An 18,003-nucleotide genomic window follows, 5' to 3' on the forward strand; every position below is an offset into this window, starting at 1 on the left:
CTGCAGCCCACGCTCGACAAGACGCCTCCGCCATTCATGGGGCCCTGCCGCGCTCCGCAACCCTCTCACGGCTATCGGGACCCTCGCTTCTCGCACTCGCCTGGGCGAGCATGGCGGTTGCGTCTCCCGCCGCCTCGCAGGCACTGCCAGCGGGCGGTTCGGTCGCGTCAGGCGGGATTGCGATCTCGGGTGGAAGCGGCGGCCGACTGAATGTGCAGCAGACCACCGATCGCGGCGTGATCAACTGGCAGAGCTATTCGGTCGGGCAAGGAGGGCAGGTGACATACCGGCAGCCCTCGGCCGCTGCGGCGACGCTGAACCGGGTCACCGGCAACACGACCTCGACCATCGCCGGCGATATCCGTGCCAACGGTCAGGTCTACCTGGTCAATCCCAATGGCGTGGTGATCACGCCGAGCGGCAGCGTCAAGACCTCCGCCTTCGTCGCCTCGACGCTCGGCATGTCCGATGCCGACTTCAATGCCGGCCGGAACACGTTCACCGGTTCGGGCTCAAGCAAAGGCGTGCTCAACCAGGGCAAGATCGCCACGACCGGCCGGGGCGGTTTCGTCGCGCTGATCGGCGGCACCGTCTCGAACGAAGGCTCGATCAGCGCGTCCGGCGGCAAGGTCGGCCTGGGCGCCGGCGAGCGCGTCTCGCTCGACCTGCAGGGCGACGGGTTTCTCTCGGTCAGCGTGCCGTCGGGCGACATCGACAAGGTCGAGGCGCTGATCAGGAACTCCGGTAAGATCAGGGCGAGCGGTGGACGCGTCGAGCTCAAAGCCGCGACGACGGCGGACGTGGCGCGCGCAGCGATCAACGTCTCCGGCACGATCTCCGCATCGAGCGCCAGGGCTACGAAGGACGGTCTGGTCTTCGGCGCGGACCAGGGAGCGGGCTCGATCGTGCTGTCGGGCGGCAAGGGCGGCTCGGTCGCCGTCTCCGGCAAGGTCGCGGCCACCGCGCGCAATGGCGACGGCGGCACGATCCGGATCAAGGGTCGCGAGGTCGCGTTGTCGGGGCGGCTCGACGCGTCCAGCGCGAGTGCCGGGGGCGGCAAGGTCACGGTGACGGCCAAGACCATCGGCCTCGCCTCGGCGCATGTCGACGTCTCCGGCAAGACGCGCGGCGGTGCCATCCGCATCGGCGGCGACTATCAGGGTACGGGCAGGCTCCAGCACGCCGACACGGTCACCATCGACGCAGCCTCGACGCTGAAGGCCGACGCGACCGACGCCGGCAATGGCGGCAAGGTCATCGTCTGGTCAGACGTCGCGACGGTCTTCGACGGGCATATCTCCGCCAAGGGCGGGCCCAATGGCGGCGATGGCGGCTTTGCCGAAGTCTCATCCAAGGGCTGGCTAGGCTATGACGGAACCGCCGAACTCTCCGCCAGCCGGGGCGCGTTCGGCACGCTGCTGCTCGATCCGCGCGACCTGACCATCACGGCCTCGGGAACCGACAACGTCTCGAGTTCCGGCAGCTCGACGATCACGCTGACGGCGAGCAGCAACGGCGTCTCCAACCTCAAGGCCTCGACCATCATCAGCAACCTGGCCACGGCCAATGTGACCGTGCTGACGAATTCCTCGGGTAGCGGCGGCACGGGCCTGATCACCGTCAACGCCGACATCACCTGGAGTTCGAACAAGACGCTGACGCTTACCGCGCAAGGCGGCATCGTCATCAACAACGCCATCACCGGTGCCAATGGCGGCCTGGTGCTGTCGGCCAATACGACAATCACGACCGGCAGCGGCGGCGCCATTTCGGTCGGCAGCTTCACCCTGACGAAAGGCGCCTGGAGCCAAAACAACGCCACGCTGCCGGCCTTCAGCGCCGCCAGCAACTTCAGCGTCAACACCAGCAATGGCGCGACATTCCTGCGCGTTACCGGCGGCGACGGGCTCTCGATTGCGACGGCTTACCAGGTCGCCGACATATACGGGCTGCAAGGCGTCGGCGTGTTCGGCCGCAACTTCGCGCTCGCCAACGATATCGACGCCGGCGTTACGGCGAACTGGAACGGCGGCAAGGGCTTCGTCGCGATCCAGAGCCTCGGCAACGACTTCAACGGCAATAACCGCACGATCAACGGGCTCACCGTCGGCTTCGTCGCCGGCAGCTACTCCAACGGCCAGGGCCTGATCGATACCATCGAGACGTCGGGCTCGGTCCGCGATCTCAAGCTGGTTGGCGGCACCGTCACGGGCGGCTCCTACGCCCAAAGCGGCGTGTCCCTCGGCGCGCTTGCCGGCCTCAACCAGGGCACGGTCAGCAACGTCACCTCGAGCGTGGCGGTGACGAGCAAGGGCCTGACGCTCGGCGGGCTCGTCGGCTACAATATCGGCTCGATCACGAAATCCTCGGCCAGCGGCGCGGTGACGGGATCGAATGGCTCGGACAGCACGAATTTCACCTTCGTCGCGGGCGGCCTCGTCGGCGCCAACAGCGGCAGCATCACGCTTTCGCGCGCGAGCGGCGCGGTGACCGGCTACCAGCAAATCGGCGGCCTCGTCGGCTCTTCCTATGGCAGCGTGACGGATTCCTACGCCACCGGCTCGGTGACGGGCGTCTACAACAGCGTCGGTGGTTTGATCGGCGAGCTTCAGGGCGGCAGCGTCACGCGCAGCTACGCGAGCGCAACCGTGACCAACACCGGATCCTACGCCACCACCAATCCCTATTATACCGGCGGTCTGGTCGGCTATGCCAATGGCGGCTCGGTCACGCAGTCCTACTCGACCGGCTCGGTCAACGCGGCCAATGCGAGCGCGATCGGCGGACTTGTCGGCGGCCTCATGGGCGGGGCGAGAATCACCGATTCCTACACGACCTCGGCGGTTCAGGGCAGGCTCTATACCGGCGGACTCGTCGGTCAGATCGACACGGGAAGCGTGGTGACGCGCGCCTATGCCGACAACAGCGTCTCAGGGTTGATTGTCGGCGGCGTCGCGGGCTTGAACAGCGGCACGCTGAGCAATGTCTACTGGAACACCTCGACCTCGGGTCTCGGCGCGACCGGCCAAGGCGCCTCGACCGGTTCTGCCGGGCGCACGAGCGCCCAGTTCCGCGACGCCGCAAACCAGGCAACCAATTTCGCCGGCTTCGACTTCGCCAACATCTGGTCGCCGCCCGCCGCGGGTTATGATCCGCAGCTTTACGGCGTCTCCTATGTCGTGCGCGTCAATGCCGCCGGCAGCTTCCAGTACGGCGACGCGATCACGCCGACGTTCAATGCTTTGCAGAACGGCGATGCGACCTCGGTGATCACCGGGCTCGTGGTCACCACCAACGCGCCGGCAAATCCGCAGGTCGGGCAGAGCTATACCGCCACCGCCAGCGGCGCGAGCGCGGTCAGCGGCAACGGCGTCGCCTATCGCTTCGTCTACAACAACGGCACGGTCGCGATCACGCCGCGCCAGCTCACCCTCTCGCTGACCGGATCGGTCGGCAAGACCTATGACGCAACCGCGACGGCGACGCTGACGTCCGGAAACTACAGCGCGCTCGGCAATATCGTGAACGGCGATGCCGTTTCGCTCGCCAGCCTGCCGACGAGCGGAACCTACTCCGACAAGAATGCCGGAACCGGCAAGATCGTGACGGTGACAGGCCTGACGCTGACCGGAGCCAACGCGTCCAACTACGTGCTGTCTTCGACGCTGTCGGGTTCGATCGGAACGATCACCCAGGCGACCCTGACCGGAAGCCTCACCGGCACTGTCAGCAAGACCTATGACCGCACCACCACCGCCACCCTGACGACGGCGAACTATGCCGCGCTGAACGGCGTTTTCGCCGGCGACAGCGTCGCCATCAACAAGCCGACGAGCGGCACTTACGATAACTTCAACGCCGGCACCGGAAAGACGGTGACGGTCGGCGGCATCGTCCTGTCGGGCGCGGACGCCAGCAACTACACCATCGCCTCGAGCCTGAGCGGCGCCATCGGCACGGTCCTGCCAAAGGTCCTGACCACTTCGCTGAAATCGACCACCACCAAGGTCTATGACGGCGAAAACACCGCGACCGTGACGAGCGCCAACTTCAACGCGCTCACCGGCAAGATCGCGGCCGACGCGACCCCGACCCTGGTGCTGACCTCAGCGGTCGCGACCTACAGCACCAAGGACGTCGGCAGCGGCAAGACCGTCACCGTCACCGGCCTGACGAGCAGCAACAGCAACTACACCGTCGCCGATGTCAGCGGCGCAATCGGGTCGATCACGCCGCGCCCGCTCACCGCGACGCTGACAGGATCGACCAGCAAGGCCTATGATTCGACCAATGCCGCGACACTTTCGGCAGGCAACTACCAGCTCGGCGGCGTGGTCGCCGGCGAAAGCATCAGCGTGAATCAGACGACCGCCGTCTATGCCGGTAAGAATGTCGGTTCCGGTCTCGGCGTCACCGCGACGCTCGCCGCGGGAAATTTCACCGCCGGCAGCGGCACGCAGCTGTCGAATTACACTCTGCCGACTTCAGCCACGGGCGCGATCGGAGCGATCACGCCCGCGACGCTGATCTACGTCGCCAACCTTGCAAGCCGCGTCTATGGCGACACCAACCCGGCGCTGTCAGGCACGGTGACAGGGTTCGTCGGCGGCGAGACCCTGGCCTCGGCCACCACCGGGACCGCGAGCTTCTCGACGACGGCAAACGCCGCAAACGATGTCAGCAACTACGCCGTCACCGGCGCGGGCCTCAGCGCCGTCAACGGCAACTATGTATTCTCCCAGGCGCCCGGCAACATCGCCGCCTTCTCGATCACGCAGCGCCAGCTCACCGCCTCCCTGATCGGCTCGATCACCAAGATCTACGATACGACGACCGAAGCGACACTCTCGGGCGACAACTACCAGCTCAGCGGCTTCGTCGCAGGCCAGGGCGCCGGCGTGACGAAGGCCACCGGCACCTATGCCGGCAAGAATGTCGGCTCCGGCCTCGGCGTCACCGCAACGCTCGCCGCCGATGATTTCTCCGCGACGGCTGGCACGAAGCTCTCGAACTACGCCTTGCCGACTTCGGCCGCGGGCATGATCGGCACGATCACGCCAGCGACGCTGATCTACGTCGCCAACCTGGCGAGCCGCGCCTATGGCGACGCCAACCCGGCGCTGTCAGGCACGGTGACAGGGTTCGTCGGCGGCGAGGGCCTGGCCTCGGCCACGACCGGAACCGCAGGCTTCTCGGCTGGAGCGGCGGCGACCGACAATGTCGGCCTTTATGCGATCACCGGCGCGGGCCTCAGCGCCGTCAACGGCAACTACGTCTTCGTCCAGGCGCTCGGCAACGCCGCCGCCTTCTCGATCACACAGCGCCAGCTCACCGCCACCCTGATCGGCTCGACCGGCAAGGTCTACGACGCGACGACCGAAGCGACGCTCTCGGCGGGCAATTACCAGCTCAGCGGCTTCGTCGCAGGCCAGGGCGCCGGCGTGACGAAGACCACGGGTGCCTATACCGACAAGAATGTCGGCTCCGCCATCGGCGTCACCGCAACGCTCGCGGCCGACGATTTCTCCGCGACGGCTGGCACGAAACTCTCGAACTACGCCTTGCCGACTTCGGCCGCGGGCATGATCGGCACCATCACGCCAGCGACGCTGATCTACGTCGCCAACCTGGCGAGCCGCGCCTATGGCGACGCCAACCCGGCGCTGTCAGGCACGGTGACAGGGTTCGTCGGCGGCGAGACGCAAGGCTCGGCCACCACCGGTACCGCAGGCTTCTCGGCCGGAGCGGCGGCGACCGACAATGTCGGCCTTTATGCGATCACTGGCGCGGGCCTCAGCGCCGTCAACGGCAACTACGTCTTCGTCCAGGCGCCCGGCAACGCTGCCGCCTTCTCGATCACGCAGCGCCAGATCACTGCCGCCCTGGTCGGCTCGATCACCAAGATTTACGACGCGACCAACGCCGCGACGCTGGCAGGCGGCAACTACCAGCTCGTCGGCTTCGTTGCAGGCGAGGGCGCCGATGTCGCCCAGACTGCCGGAACCTATGCCGGCAGCAATGTCGGATCTGGGCTTGCCGTGAAGGCGGTGCTGTCTGCGGGCGACTTTGCAGCTATCGGCAAGACGCAACTCGCGAACTACGCCCTGCCCACGAGTGCATCGGGCTTCATCGGAGCGATCACGCCTGCACCGTTGACCTATGTCGCGACGCCGGCCAGTCGCGTCTACGGCAACGCCAACCCAGCGCTGTCGGGCACGGTGACGGGGTTCGTCGGCGGCGAGACCCTGACCTCGGCCACCACTGGTACGGCGAGCTTCTCGACCGCCGCGACGGCCGCCGACAATGTCGGCAGCTACGCCATCGCTGGCGCGGGGCTGACGGCAAACAACGGCAATTACAGCTTCGCACAGGATGCCGGCAACGCCCTCGCCTTCTCGATCACGCCGCGCGCCCTGACCGCAAATCTCATCGGTGCGACGACGAAGGTCTACGACAGGACACTGGCGGCGGTGCTGGCGCCTGAGAACTATCAGCTCGGTGGCTTCGTCGCCGGCCAGGGCGCCAGCATCACGCAGACCTTGGGCAGCTACAACAACGCCAATGTCGGCACGGGCAAATTCGTCGGCGCCACGCTGAACAAGGCCAGCTTTGCCGCCAATGCCGGTACGGATCTGTCGAACTACAGCTTGCCCACCGGGGCCTCCGGGCTGATCGGCGCAATCACCCCGGCGCCGCTGACGATCACCGGGCTTAGCGCCGCGACCAAGATCTATGACGCCACGACTCTGGCGACCCTACTCGGCGCGGCGCAGCTGTCCGGCACCGTCTATGCCGGCGACAACATCGCGCTGGCAGGCGTCGCTTCGGGCGCCTTCGGCGACAAGAACGCGGGTGCTGCCAAGGCCGTGACGCTAAGCGGGCTTGCGCTGGTCTCGACCGGCTTCGTCGAGGGCTTCAACCCGGCGAGCAACTATACGCTCACCCTGCCGACGCTTGCCGCTTCGATCACGCCTGCACAGCTGACCTATGTCGCCACGCCGGCCAGCCGCGTCTATGGCGACGCCAACCCGGCGCTGTCTGGCACGGTCATGGGCTTCGTCGGCGGCGAGTCGCTGGCCTCGGCCACCACCGGCACGGCGAGCTTCTCAACGACCGCGACCGCCGCGAACAATGTCGGCAGCTACGCCGTCACAGGCGCGGGCCTCAGCGCCGTCAGCGGCAATTATTCCTTCGTGCAGTCCGTTGGCAACGCCATGGCTTTCACGATCACGCCACGCCAGGTCACCGCAGCAGCCGATGCAAAAAGCAAAGTCGAGGGTCAACCCGATCCGACCTTGACGTTCCAGATATCGGCGGGCTCGCTCGTCAATGGCGACGCCTTCTCGGGCGCATTGAACCGCGAAGCCGGCGAGCGCGCTGGCGGCCCGCAGATCTTGCAAGGCACGCTCGCATTGTCGGCGAACTATGTGCTGAGCTATCGCGGCGCGACGCTGACCATCACGCCAGCTCCGGCGCAGCCCATCGTTGCCGAGACGGCCGCGCCGCTCATCGCGCCTTCAGCCGAGCAAACCTTCAGCCCGATTCCGCCGCTGCAGCTGACCCGCTTCGTCGCCGGGGCCAACCTCGGCGGCACCGGCGCGATCAACGGCCTGGACACCGGGACCACTCCGTCCACAGCGGCGCCCGCCACCCAGGCGAGCAACCCGGTCAACCTGTTCCTCAACGCGCCCGGAGCCACCCAAGCCCTCTCGACCGACCAGCCCGGCCAGTCAACCCAGGCCGGAGGAGGAACACCTCCCGCCATACAGAGCTGCACCTCAGGCGGCGGGACCCGCGTCGAAAGACCGGACGGGACCTCCGTCTGCGCCGCACAGTGACAAGGTTTTTTGTTTCCGAGCTCGAACGACGCGGTCCTGCATCGCGTTTCCGGCACGCGACGATCTCCGGAACACCCGCAGGGTTAATGTTTCATGCCATTGGATCGCTAAACTTCGACGGTCCAGCCAACTCTTTCTCAATAGGGCGATGATATGCAGGGGACATGGTTTTCCTGTCCTCATCGCTGGCATTCTGGATAGCGGTCGCAACGGCGATCCTGGCAATCCTGTTCGCGCTCAAGCTGGCGCGGCAGCGCGACCGCATCGTGCGCCAGGCCACCGAACTCGCCCATGACATCGAGACACTGAACGACCGGCTCTGGGCGCTGGCCGATAGCGAGGAGCGCTATCGCAGCCTGATCGAGGCGCAGGGCGACCTGATCGTGCGCCGCGACGGCGACCGGATCGTCTACGCCAATGCCGGCTATGCCTCCCTGCTCGGCTTGAGCGAGGCCGAGGTCATCGGCAGCCAGGCGCAGCCGAGGCGCATCGCCTGCCGGCCGGCACTCGCGCTGGGCGACGGCGCCCGTGTCTTCGACGAGAGTTTGGCGACGCTCGAAGGCGAGCGCTGGATCTCCTGGGTCGAGACCGTCGTGCCGGTCGCGCTCGGCAAGACCGTGCTGCAGCGCGTCGGCCGCGACATCACCGCCCGCATCGCCGGCGAGCAGGAACTGGTCGAGGCTCGCGCCCGGGCCGAGAGCGCCAGCGAGGCGAAATCGCGCTTCCTTGCGACCGTCAGCCACGAATTCCGCACGCCGCTCAACGGCATCCTCGGCATGGCCGATCTGCTCGGCGACACGCGCCTCGACCCCGAGCAGACCACCTATGTCGGTGCGCTGCGCACTTCGGGCGAGGCGCTGCTCTCGCTCGTCGACGACATCCTCGACGTCGCCAAGGTCGAGGCCGGCAAGCTCGAATTATCCGTAGCGCCCTTCGATCTGGGCCCGCTGGTCGAGACTGTCGGCGAATTGATGGCGCCGCGCGCCCAGGCGAAAGGCCTCGACATCGCGACCTATCTCGCACCCGACCTGCCCAGCCGCCTGGTCGGCGACCGCGATCGGCTGCGCCAAATCCTGCTCAACCTCGTCGGCAATGCAATCAAGTTCACCGAGCATGGCGGCGTCGGCATCCGCCTCGACCGCGCCGCCGGGGAGATGATCGAGATCACCGTCTCCGACACCGGGCCGGGCATCCCGCAAGACCGGCTGCAGGCGATTTTCGACGAGTTCGAACAGGCGGACAACACCGCCACGCGTAGCCATGAAGGCACGGGACTCGGCCTTGCGATCGTGCGCCAACTGGTCTCGTTGATGGGCGGCGAGGTCGGCGTCGAGAGCCGGCCTGGCGAAGGCGCGCTCTTCCGCGTCCGCCTGCCGCTTGAGGTAGCCGAGGCCGGCACCATCCTGGCCCCGCCGGACTGGCAAGGGCGGCGCGTGCTGGTCGTCTGCGCCGCCCCCTTCGCCGGGCGCTTCCTGGCGGACACGATCGCGACCACGGGCGCCACGGCCATGCTGGCAACCGGACCCGACAGAGCGCTCGCCCTGCTGCGGCAAGGCGCGGCCCCCGACGCTATCCTGATCGACCAGTCGATCGGCCCGGAGGCCGCGCGCATTCTGGCGGAAGCAGCGCGCGAGGCCGGGCCGGGTGAACGACTGATCATGCTCTCCCCGACCGAGCGGCGGCAATTCGGCGTGCCACGCGAGCAGGGCTTCACCGGTTTCCTGATGAAGCCGGTGCGGGCGCGCTCGCTCTATGAGCGCCTTTCGCCGCGGCCGGAAGCGGCCGTGCTCCTGCCCGATTCGCGTCAGGAGGCGCCCTCTCCCGCGCTCCCGGTCGCGCCGCGGCTCACCGTGCTCGTCGCCGAAGACAACGAGATCAACGCCTTGCTGGCGACGCGGACGCTGGAGCGGCTCGGCTGCGCCGCGATCTGGGCCCGCAACGGGCGCGAGGCCATCAGCCATGTCGCGGCCAGCCTGAAGGGCGAGGCGGCAGCGCTCGACCTTGTCCTGCTGGATATTCGCATGCCGGAGCTCGACGGACTCTCGGCCGCGCGCATCATCCGCACCATGGAGGCCGAGGCGAAAGCCGGCGCAAAGCTGCCGCTGATCGCCGTCTCCGCCAATGTCTCCGCCGCAGATCGCAGCGCCGCGCGGGCCGCCGGCATGGATGATTGCCTGGCTAAGCCTCTCGACCGCGCCGCGCTGAAACGCTGGCTCGACCATGTCGAAGGCCGCCTGATGTTGACTTTGAGCGCTTGAGACGGCGTCATAACGCTGACGCAGTTCTGTCGCGATCCTGTTAAACCGTCGGCGCTAGCGTTCCCATCGCCAGCATCAGCGGCGCAGGGGGCAAGAAGAGCGATGGCATTTGAGGTCTTTCGCGGCCACGATCAGCCGGCAAATCAATTGCCGGCCGGACATCCGTTCCTGGCGCGGCTGCGCAAGCTCAGCGGCCGCCCGGGCGAGTTCGACCCGCTTTCTGGCTCGCTCGGCCGTTCCGGCTCGCTCGAGGTCAGACTGGCGCGAGGCCCGCGCGAGATCTGGCGGGCACAACGGCTGCGCTACCGCGTGTTCTATCAGGAGATGTCGGCCAAGCCCGATGTCGTGTCACGGATGTTCCGCCGCGACGCCGACCGTTTCGACGGGGCTTGCGATCATCTCCTGGTCATCGACCATGCCGCGCGCGGGCGCTTCGGCGGCATCAAGCCCAAGGTCGTCGGCACCTATCGCTTGATGCGGCAAGGCGCGGCGACGCGCTTCGGCGGCTTCTACACGCAAGGGGAATTCGACCTGCAGCCGCTGCTCGCGCGCCACCCATCCGCGCGCTTCCTCGAGCTCGGCCGCTCCTGCGTGCTCAAGCCCTATCGCACCAAGAAGACGGTCGAACTGCTCTGGCACGGCATCTGGGCCTATGTCCGCCACCATCGGATCGACGCGATGTTCGGCTGCGCCAGCTTCGACAGCACCGATCCCGACGCATTGGCGCTGCCGCTGAGCTTCCTGCACCACCATGCCCGCTCCGAAGGCGAATGGGGCGCCATTGCCCGGCCCGACCGCAGCGTGGCGATGAACCGGCTCCCGGTGGAGGCACTCGATGCCAAGCAGGCGCTGAAACAGATGCCGCCGCTGATCAAGGCCTATCTCCGGCTGGGCGCCCGTTTCGGCACGGGCGCGGTGGTCGACCGGCAGTTCGGCACGACCGACGTGCTGGTGATCCTGCCCGTGGCCGCGATCGACCAGCGCTATCTCGATTATTACGGTGACGAGGGCCAGCGCTACGCGGCTTGAGGGCCTTTAGAGCATTCCGCGTTTCTCCGAATCGCGGAATGCTCTACCTCCTTGTTTTATCGCATTTTCTTCACGCGAACCTGTGTCCACTTCGCTCGAAAATGCTCTGGGATCGCGGATGAACCGCTGCGTCATTCCGGGCGGGCCATAGGCCCCGGAATGACAGCGGAGGTTTGCGAGCCTATTCCCCTGCCTGCGCCAGCGCCCGTAGGGCCTCGCGATAGGTCGGATAGCGGAGCGCGTAACCGAGTTCCCGCTTCATCAGCGCGTTCGAGACGCGCTTGTTCTCGCCATAGAAGCTCGCCGCCATGGGCGTCAGCTGCGCTGGATCGAACGGGGTCTCGGGCGGCGGCTCGATGCCGATCAGCCCGGCGGCGAAGCTCACCACATCCTGCGGCGGGGCAGGCTCGTCATCGGTAACGTTGTAGACGGCGCCGTTGCGCGGCTGTTCGAGCGAGGCCAGCAGCACGCCGGCGATATCCTGCGCATGGATGCGGTTGAAGACCTGGCCGGGCTTGACCAGGCGCCGCGCCGTGCCCGCGCGCAGATTGACGATGCCGTTGCGGCCGGGGCCGTAAATGCCGGCGAGGCGGAAAATCTGCACAGGCTTTCCGGTTTTCTCCCCGAAGGCGAGCCAGGCCTTGTCGATCGTGAGCCGCAGCGTCGAGCGCGCATTGGTGGGCCGGCATTCGGCTGTTTCGTCGATCCAGGCGCCGTCGTGATTGCCATAGACGCCGATGGTCGAGAGATAGCCGATCCAGCGCAGATCGGGCGCGGCCGCAAGCTGACTGGAGAGGCAGGCGAGCGCCGGATCGCCGTCCTCGCCTGGCTGCGCCGAGACCAGCACGGCATCGGCCTCCATGACGGCTTTGGCCAGCCGCGACGACACTGCAAAACCGTCGAAGACCAGGGTCGGAATGCCGGCGCGGCTGAGCGCTCCCGCCTTGTCGGCCGAGCGCACCGTGCCGGTGACCTCGAAGCCCCCAGCCAACGCAGCACGCGCGAAAAAACCGGCGGTATAGCCGAGGCCGATGATGACGAGCTTCATGCAATGCATTCCGGCTGGGATGGGAGGGCGAGCCATTCCTTGCGGACATCCGCATCGGCTTCGCCTGCGAGGGCATGAGCGGCGAGGTGCCCGGCTCGCACTGGCGCGAGCCTGATCAGCGCCCAAGCGGCCATGGCACGTACCAAAGGCGAGGCATCAGCGACCAGGGCCTCGGCGCTGGCAGCAAGCTCGGGCCGGTTGCTGTTGCCGATCGCGATCAGAACGTTGCGAATAAAGCGGTCGCGACCCGTGCGCTTCACCGGCGTGCCGGCGAAGAGCGTGCGGAAAGCGGCATCGTCCAGCGCCGCGAGATCGGCCAAGGACGGCGCGTCGAGGCCATCATTGAGCGCGAGCCGGGTTTCCTGGGCTGCGGCGGCGAATTTGTTCCAGGGGCAGACGGCCAGGCAATCATCGCAGCCGAAGACGCGGTTGCCGATGCCGGGGCGCAGCGCCGCATCGATATGGCCTTGATGCTCGATGGTGAGATAGGCGATGCAGCGGCGCGCATCGAGCTGATAGGGCGCGGGGAAGGCGTCGGTCGGGCAGATGTCGAGGCAGCGCCGGCAGGAGCCGCAATGGTCGCTCTCGGGCGCGTCCAGCGGCAATTCGGCCGTGGTGTAGATCGCTCCGAGGAAGAGCCAGGAGCCGTGCTCGCGCGAGACCAGCACGGTGTGCTTGCCCTGCCAGCCGAGGCCGGCGGCCTCGGCGAGCGGCTTTTCCATCACAGGAGCGGTATCGACGAAGACCTTGACGTCCGCCCCGCCCTTCGCCGCGAGCAGGCCGGCGACGCTTTTCAGCTTGCCCTTGATGACGTCGTGATAGTCGCGCCGCCGCGCATAGAGCGAGATCGCGGCCTTGTCAGGCTGGCCCAGGATGGCGAGCGGGTCGCTATCGGGCGCATAGCTCATGCCGAGCATCACGACGCGACGCGCCTCGCTCCAGAGCTTTCGCGGCGCGGCGCGCTCAGTCACGCGCTCCGCCATCCAGCCCATCTCGCCATGATGGCCGGCCTCGAGCCAGGCCTGGAGACGTTCGGAAACCTGCGGGATGGCCTCTGCCGAAGCGATGCGGATGACGGCGAAACCCTCGGCCCGGGCGCGCTCGACGACTGCCCGCTTCAGGCGCTCGCCCTTCAAAAATCCAGATTGTCGTAATGCGCGCTCGGAGCCATGCCCGGAATCCGGTCGGCCAGCAGCGGCCGGAAGCTCGGGCGGGACTTGATCCTCGCATACCATGCGCGCGCGGCCTCATCCTCATCCCAGGGCACGTCGCCGAGATAGTCGACGCAGGAGAGATGCGCCGCCGCGGCGAGATCGGCATAGCTCAGTTCGGCCCCGGCAAGCCAGTTCCGCTTGGCGGTGAGCCAGGCGATGTAGCGCAGATGATAGCGCACATTGGCGCGCGCCGCGCGGATCGCGCTCATGTCGGGCGGCCCGCCGCCCTCGTCGCGGCTCATGAATCGCTTCATCACCTTTTCCAGCACGAGCGGAGCGGTGATCTCGGCATCGAACTTCAGGTTGAACCAGTCGAGCAGCCGGCGCACCTCGACGCGCTCGCCCGGCCCTTCCGGCAGGAGGCGGCGTTCGGCCAGCGCCAGACCGCGCGTCTCGTCCAAATATTCGGCAATGACGCCGGCGCCGGGAACGGCAAGCCCGTTCTCCTCGCGGAAAACCGGCGTGGTGCCGGCGGTGTTCAGTTCAAGGAACTCGCGCCGCCGCTCCCAGACGCGCTCCTCGACCAGCTCGGCCTCCATGCCGAACTCGCCGAGAACCAGCCGGATGAAGCGCGAATGCGGACATAGCGGATAATGAAAAAGGGTCGCCATGGCACTCATGAAACAGCGAGATGCGGCCGAAGCAGGGCCAGCGGAAAGGCGGGGCGCAGCCATGCGCCAGGCGCTTGCTATAGTCCCAGGCCACGAAGGTCACAACCCGCAGGGTGTGCAGTGCCTCGATTTGCAGCGGCCGCATTGGCGAATTGGTAACCGAATTGCAAAGAGCTTGGCCCATGGAAGGGTGCAGTTTACCAAGCGCGGCGGCGCGCGATTCGCTTCAAAGGACAGCCTCTCATGCAAAACCTGATCGAAGCGTTCGTGCTCGGCATCGTCGAGGGCCTGACCGAGTTCCTGCCTGTTTCCTCGACAGGCCATTTGCTGCTGCTCGGGCATTTCCTCGGCTTCGAATCCAACGGCAAGAGTTTCGAGGTGCTGGTCCAGCTCGGCGCGATCCTGGCGATCATGCTGGTCTATTTCCGGCGCCTGCTCGACATCGCGCTGCGCCTGGGCAGCGACCCCGCCGCCCGGCGCTTCGTCATCGGCGTGCTCATCGCCTTCCTGCCGGCGGCGCTGATCGGCGCCGTGCTGCACGGCTTCATCAAGAGCGTGCTGTTCAACCCGTTCCTGGTCTGCTGCGCGCTGATCGCCGGCGGGCTCGTGCTGCTGGTCGTCGATGAGCTCGAACTCGAGGTGAAACACACCGACGCCACCACCTTCCCGCTGCCGATGTATCTCAAGATCGGCTTCATCCAGTGCCTGGCGATGATCCCCGGCGTCTCGCGTTCGGGCTCGACCATCGTCGGCGCGATGCTGCTGGGCGCCAGCAAGCGCGCGGCGGCCGAATTCTCCTTCTTCCTGGCCATGCCGACCATGGCGGGCGCCTTCGCCTACGACCTGCTCAAGAGCTACAAAACCCTGACCTTCGACGATTCCCTGCTGATCGTCGTCGGCTTCGTGGCGGCCTTCTTCTCGGCCCTGATCGTGGTGCGCAGCTTCCTCGACTACGTCTCCAAGCGCGGTTTCGCGATCTTCGCCTGGTGGCGGATCATCATGGGGCTGTTCGGCCTGGCGGGCTTGTGGATCGTCGGCTAGAGCAATCTCCGATCCAGTTGGATCGGTCAATTGCTCTATCTCATTGTTTTAACGCGTTTTCTTCACGCGAACCGGTATCCACTTCGCTCGAAAACGCTCTAGGAGCAGGATACGAAAAAGTGGGGACCGGTTTTTCGCATTGATCCTGCTCTCGCTCTTGGATGAGAGACGGATTCAGATTTCAGCTGGGATCACTTCGTCAGCCCATCTGAAATCATCCGGCTCTAGCTCGATCGCTCATACCGAGCGCGGATCGCTCAGCGACTCCGTGATCATCTGAGCCTCCACCGCCGCCACGCGCGGCAGCGAGCCGGTCTGGCGCTCGATCATGCGGTGGACGACAGGCGGGTTCTCGCCCCTGTGCAAGGCGCGGACGCGATCGCCGATCTCGGCATCGGCCTGGGTGACACGCTGGTTCTGGCGGATGTATTCGACCCAGGTCGGGCTGTCGTAGCGCTCGACCCAGAGTTCCGCATTGGTCAGGTCGCGCAACAGCGTCCAGTGGCGCGCACCATCGCGGCGGCGAATGCGGCGGCGCTCGGCCATGGCGTTGAGGAAGACGACGACGTCCTCCTCGCGGATCAGGTATTCGATCGTGACGATGACCGGCCCGCTGCGCGGCTCGATATCGACTGCGACCTTGGGCTCGCGCCAGCGGCTCAGCGGATCGAGATTGAGCGCCTCCAGCGGCGGCAGGGCGTAGCGCAGGCCGAGCGCCGCGCCGACCAGGAGGATGACGGCCGCCATCAGCAGCGCCTGCTCGGTGCCGAAATGCAGGACCGCCCGGCCCCAGGCCCAGCTGCCGATCGCCATGCCGCCGAAAGCGCCCATCTGATAGAGCGCCAATGACCGACCGACGACCCAGCGCGGCGCCGAGAGCTGCACCGTGGCGTTGAAGGTCGAGAGCGTCAAAACCCAGCAGGCGCCGCCGACGCTGAGCGCCGGCATGGTCAGCCACAGGCTCGTGCTGACGGCGATCAGCGCAACGGAGACGGCAAAGGCGACGAAGGTCATCCGCACCAGCGCCTCGGTGGTGAGCAACCGGCGCAGCCTTGCGCTCATGAAGGCGCCGCCGACGGCACCGGCACCGAAGGCTCCGAGCAGCACGCCGAAGATCAATGGACCGCCTTGAATGAGATCGCGCGCGATCAGCGGCAGCAAGGCGAGCGCGACGATGCCGCCGAAGCCGAAGGCGAAGGCGCGCAGGATGACGCTGCGGATGTTGGGCGACATCGCGACATAGCGCAGCCCCGCCCCCATCGCGATCCAGAGCGTCTCGCGCGGCAACAAGCGCTCGACCTTGGGCGGTCGCCAGCGCGCCAGCACCGTGATCAGGCCGATATAGCACAAGGCGTTGACCGCGAAGGCAGCGAAGGCGCCCGCCGCCGCAACGATCGCGCCACCGATCGCGGGGCCGACACTGCGGGCGATGTTGAAGGCGACGCTGTTCAGCGTCACCGCGGCGGGCACATCACGGCGCGGCACCATATCGCCGACCGAGGACTGCCAGGCCGGGTTGTTCAGCGCCGAGCCGCAGCCGATCAGGAAGGTGAAGCTCAGCAAGAGCCAGGGCGTGATCAACCCCAGCCATGAAAATGCGGCAAGCGTGACAGAGACGGCGAACAGGAAGCCCTGGGCCGTCAACATGATCTTGCGGCGATCGTAATTGTCAGAGATTGCCCCTGCAGCCAGCGAGAACAGCATCACCGGCAGCGTCGTCGAGGCCTGCACCAGCGCGACCATGTCGGGCGAGGCCGCGATCGAGGTCATCATCCAGGAGGCGCCGACAGCCTGGATCAATCCGCCGAAATTCGAGGCGAGGCTGGCGATCCAGACTTTGCGGAAGATCGGCTGCTGCAGCGGCACGAAGGGCGAGGTGCGCTCCGAGGACAGCTCGATGCCCTCCGAGGCGAGATCGGCGGCGGCGACATCTTCGACAGGCTGGGCGTGAGGATCGACAGGCATGCCACAGGGTTAGAGCCTGCGGCGCGGGCTGCCAACCATGAAAGCTCGACTCCGCCTTCAAGCACCCGTCTGGGCCGGAACGCCATCGCTACGACGCGCCCGGCGCGGCTTCGCCACCGGAGCCCGCCAGGCATGAACGGCCGCAACGCCAAGCCCGACCAGCGCCACCCAATGCCCCGGCCGCAGGAAGCCGAGATCCTGATAAACCACCACATCGGCATTGGCCTGGAAGACATCCCAAGCCGAGACACCGCTCGTCAAGGCATACCAGGCCGTCTCGCAGAGCGCCGTGGCAAGCCCGGTCAGAAGTGCTGCTGCGATCAGCACCGGGGTCGTCATCGCGATCTTCAATCGGTTCAGCCCGCGATAGAGCAAGAGCAGCGCGAAGAGCCCGTTCAGCAGTGCCGGCTGGGTGACGTCGATCTTCGACTGCAGGGCGAAATGCAGCAGGCCTAGCCCGGTGATCAGGTAGACGAGGTTGTGCAGGCGCTGCCAGTTCTTCGCGCCCATCCGGCGAATCATCCCGTCGGTCGAGGTGACGCCGAGCGCGGTCAGGCCCAGCAGCGCGGTGAAGCCGATCGTCAGATAGAAGCGCTTGACGATCTCGGAGACGATCAGGCCCCAGTCGAAGGCGAGGTCGATGCAGTAGAGCGTCAGATGCCCTGCTGCATAGGCCAGCACCGAGAGGCCGAGCATCCGGCGGATGCCCAGCAGCTTGCCCCAGTCGAGAATGCGCCGGAGCGGCGAGACCGCAAGCGTGACCAGGAGCAATCGGATCGCCCAGGTGCCGGTATCGTGCACCGCCCGCGTCCAGGGTTTCGAGCTGAGCTGGCCGGTCCAGGCCTCATAGGCCAGGATCAAGGCCGGCACGAGCACCAGCGCGAAAGCAAGCGCGCGCAAAGCCGAGAACCGCCCCTGCCGATCCAGCCATGGCAGCCATCCGTTCACGCCGTTCTCCCGCTGACCGTTCATCCCTTGCAGATACGCGACAGCCCTTGC

General features: G+C 66.7%; 9 protein-coding genes. 4 read left to right on the forward strand and 5 right to left on the reverse strand.

Going from position 1 to position 18,003, the window contains the following annotated elements:
• Positions 1-110 precede the first annotated feature (110 nt).
• The 3 genes from RMR04_RS26200 (at position 111) to RMR04_RS26210 (ending at position 11,125) form a co-directional block, all read left to right on the forward strand.
• On the forward strand, positions 111-7,838 hold the full coding sequence (locus tag RMR04_RS26200; protein WP_410492291.1) for a YDG domain-containing protein: 7,728 nt from the start codon (positions 111-113) through the stop codon (positions 7,836-7,838).
• Positions 7,839-8,002: 164 nt separating this feature from the next.
• Positions 8,003-10,096, forward strand: coding sequence for an ATP-binding protein (locus tag RMR04_RS26205; protein ID WP_311911434.1), 2,094 nt, complete (start codon positions 8,003-8,005; stop codon positions 10,094-10,096).
• Positions 10,097-10,198: 102 nt separating this feature from the next.
• Positions 10,199-11,125, forward strand: a complete 927-nt coding sequence (locus tag RMR04_RS26210; protein WP_311911436.1) for a l-ornithine N(alpha)-acyltransferase — start codon at positions 10,199-10,201, stop codon at positions 11,123-11,125.
• Positions 11,126-11,306: 181 nt separating this feature from the next.
• Here the strand turns inward: RMR04_RS26210 and RMR04_RS26215 are convergent, their stop codons facing one another.
• The 3 genes from RMR04_RS26215 to RMR04_RS26225 form a co-directional block, all read right to left on the reverse strand.
• Positions 11,307-12,173, reverse strand: a complete 867-nt coding sequence (locus tag RMR04_RS26215; RefSeq protein WP_311911437.1) for an SDR family oxidoreductase — start codon at positions 12,171-12,173, stop codon at positions 11,307-11,309.
• Positions 12,170-13,222 carry a tRNA epoxyqueuosine(34) reductase QueG gene (gene queG / locus RMR04_RS26220; protein WP_410492292.1) on the reverse strand — a complete coding sequence of 351 codons (1,053 nt, stop codon included), beginning with the start codon at positions 13,220-13,222 and terminating at the stop codon, positions 12,170-12,172. The genes RMR04_RS26215 and queG overlap by 4 nt, the downstream gene beginning before the upstream one ends.
• Before the next feature lie 83 nt (positions 13,223-13,305).
• A complete protein-coding gene (locus RMR04_RS26225) occupies positions 13,306-13,998 on the reverse strand; it encodes a glutathione S-transferase family protein (RefSeq protein ID WP_311911440.1) in 693 nt (230 codons plus the stop codon).
• A 243-nt stretch (positions 13,999-14,241) separates the two neighbouring features.
• On the opposite strand from RMR04_RS26225, the gene RMR04_RS26230 reads away from it, so the two are divergent.
• A complete protein-coding gene (locus RMR04_RS26230) occupies positions 14,242-15,039 on the forward strand; it encodes an undecaprenyl-diphosphate phosphatase (RefSeq protein WP_311911441.1) in 798 nt (265 codons plus the stop codon).
• Between the two features lie 237 nt (positions 15,040-15,276).
• On the opposite strand, the gene RMR04_RS26235 is transcribed toward RMR04_RS26230, so the two are convergent.
• Together RMR04_RS26235 and RMR04_RS26240 are read right to left on the reverse strand one after the other, a co-directional pair.
• Entirely contained in the window at positions 15,277-17,004 is a 1,728-nt protein-coding gene (locus RMR04_RS26235; RefSeq protein ID WP_311911443.1) for an MFS transporter, read from the reverse strand.
• A gap of 57 nt (positions 17,005-17,061) precedes the next feature.
• Positions 17,062-17,952, reverse strand: coding sequence for a protein-methionine-sulfoxide reductase heme-binding subunit MsrQ (locus RMR04_RS26240; RefSeq protein ID WP_311911444.1), 891 nt, complete (start codon positions 17,950-17,952; stop codon positions 17,062-17,064).
• Positions 17,953-18,003: the final 51 nt, after the last annotated feature.

The sequence above is a fragment of the Bosea sp. 685 genome, assembly GCF_031884435.1.
Classification (GTDB): domain Bacteria; phylum Pseudomonadota; class Alphaproteobacteria; order Rhizobiales; family Beijerinckiaceae; genus Allobosea.

What these genes read in the sequence shown, in the direction of transcription:
- RMR04_RS26235 (WP_311911443.1), bottom strand. Translation starts at nt 17,004, where the DNA reads ATGCCTGTCGATCCTCACGCCCAGCCTGTCGAAGATGTCGCCGCCGCC.
- RMR04_RS26230 (WP_311911441.1), top strand. Translation starts at nt 14,242, where the DNA reads ATGCAAAACCTGATCGAAGCGTTCGTGCTCGGCATCGTCGAGGGCCTG.
- RMR04_RS26210 (WP_311911436.1), top strand. Translation starts at nt 10,199, where the DNA reads ATGGCATTTGAGGTCTTTCGCGGCCACGATCAGCCGGCAAATCAATTG.
- RMR04_RS26205 (WP_311911434.1), top strand. Translation starts at nt 8,003, where the DNA reads ATGGTTTTCCTGTCCTCATCGCTGGCATTCTGGATAGCGGTCGCAACG.
- RMR04_RS26225 (WP_311911440.1), bottom strand. Translation starts at nt 13,998, where the DNA reads ATGGCGACCCTTTTTCATTATCCGCTATGTCCGCATTCGCGCTTCATC.
- RMR04_RS26215 (WP_311911437.1), bottom strand. Translation starts at nt 12,173, where the DNA reads ATGAAGCTCGTCATCATCGGCCTCGGCTATACCGCCGGTTTTTTCGCG.
- RMR04_RS26200 (WP_410492291.1), top strand. Translation starts at nt 111, where the DNA reads ATGGCGGTTGCGTCTCCCGCCGCCTCGCAGGCACTGCCAGCGGGCGGT.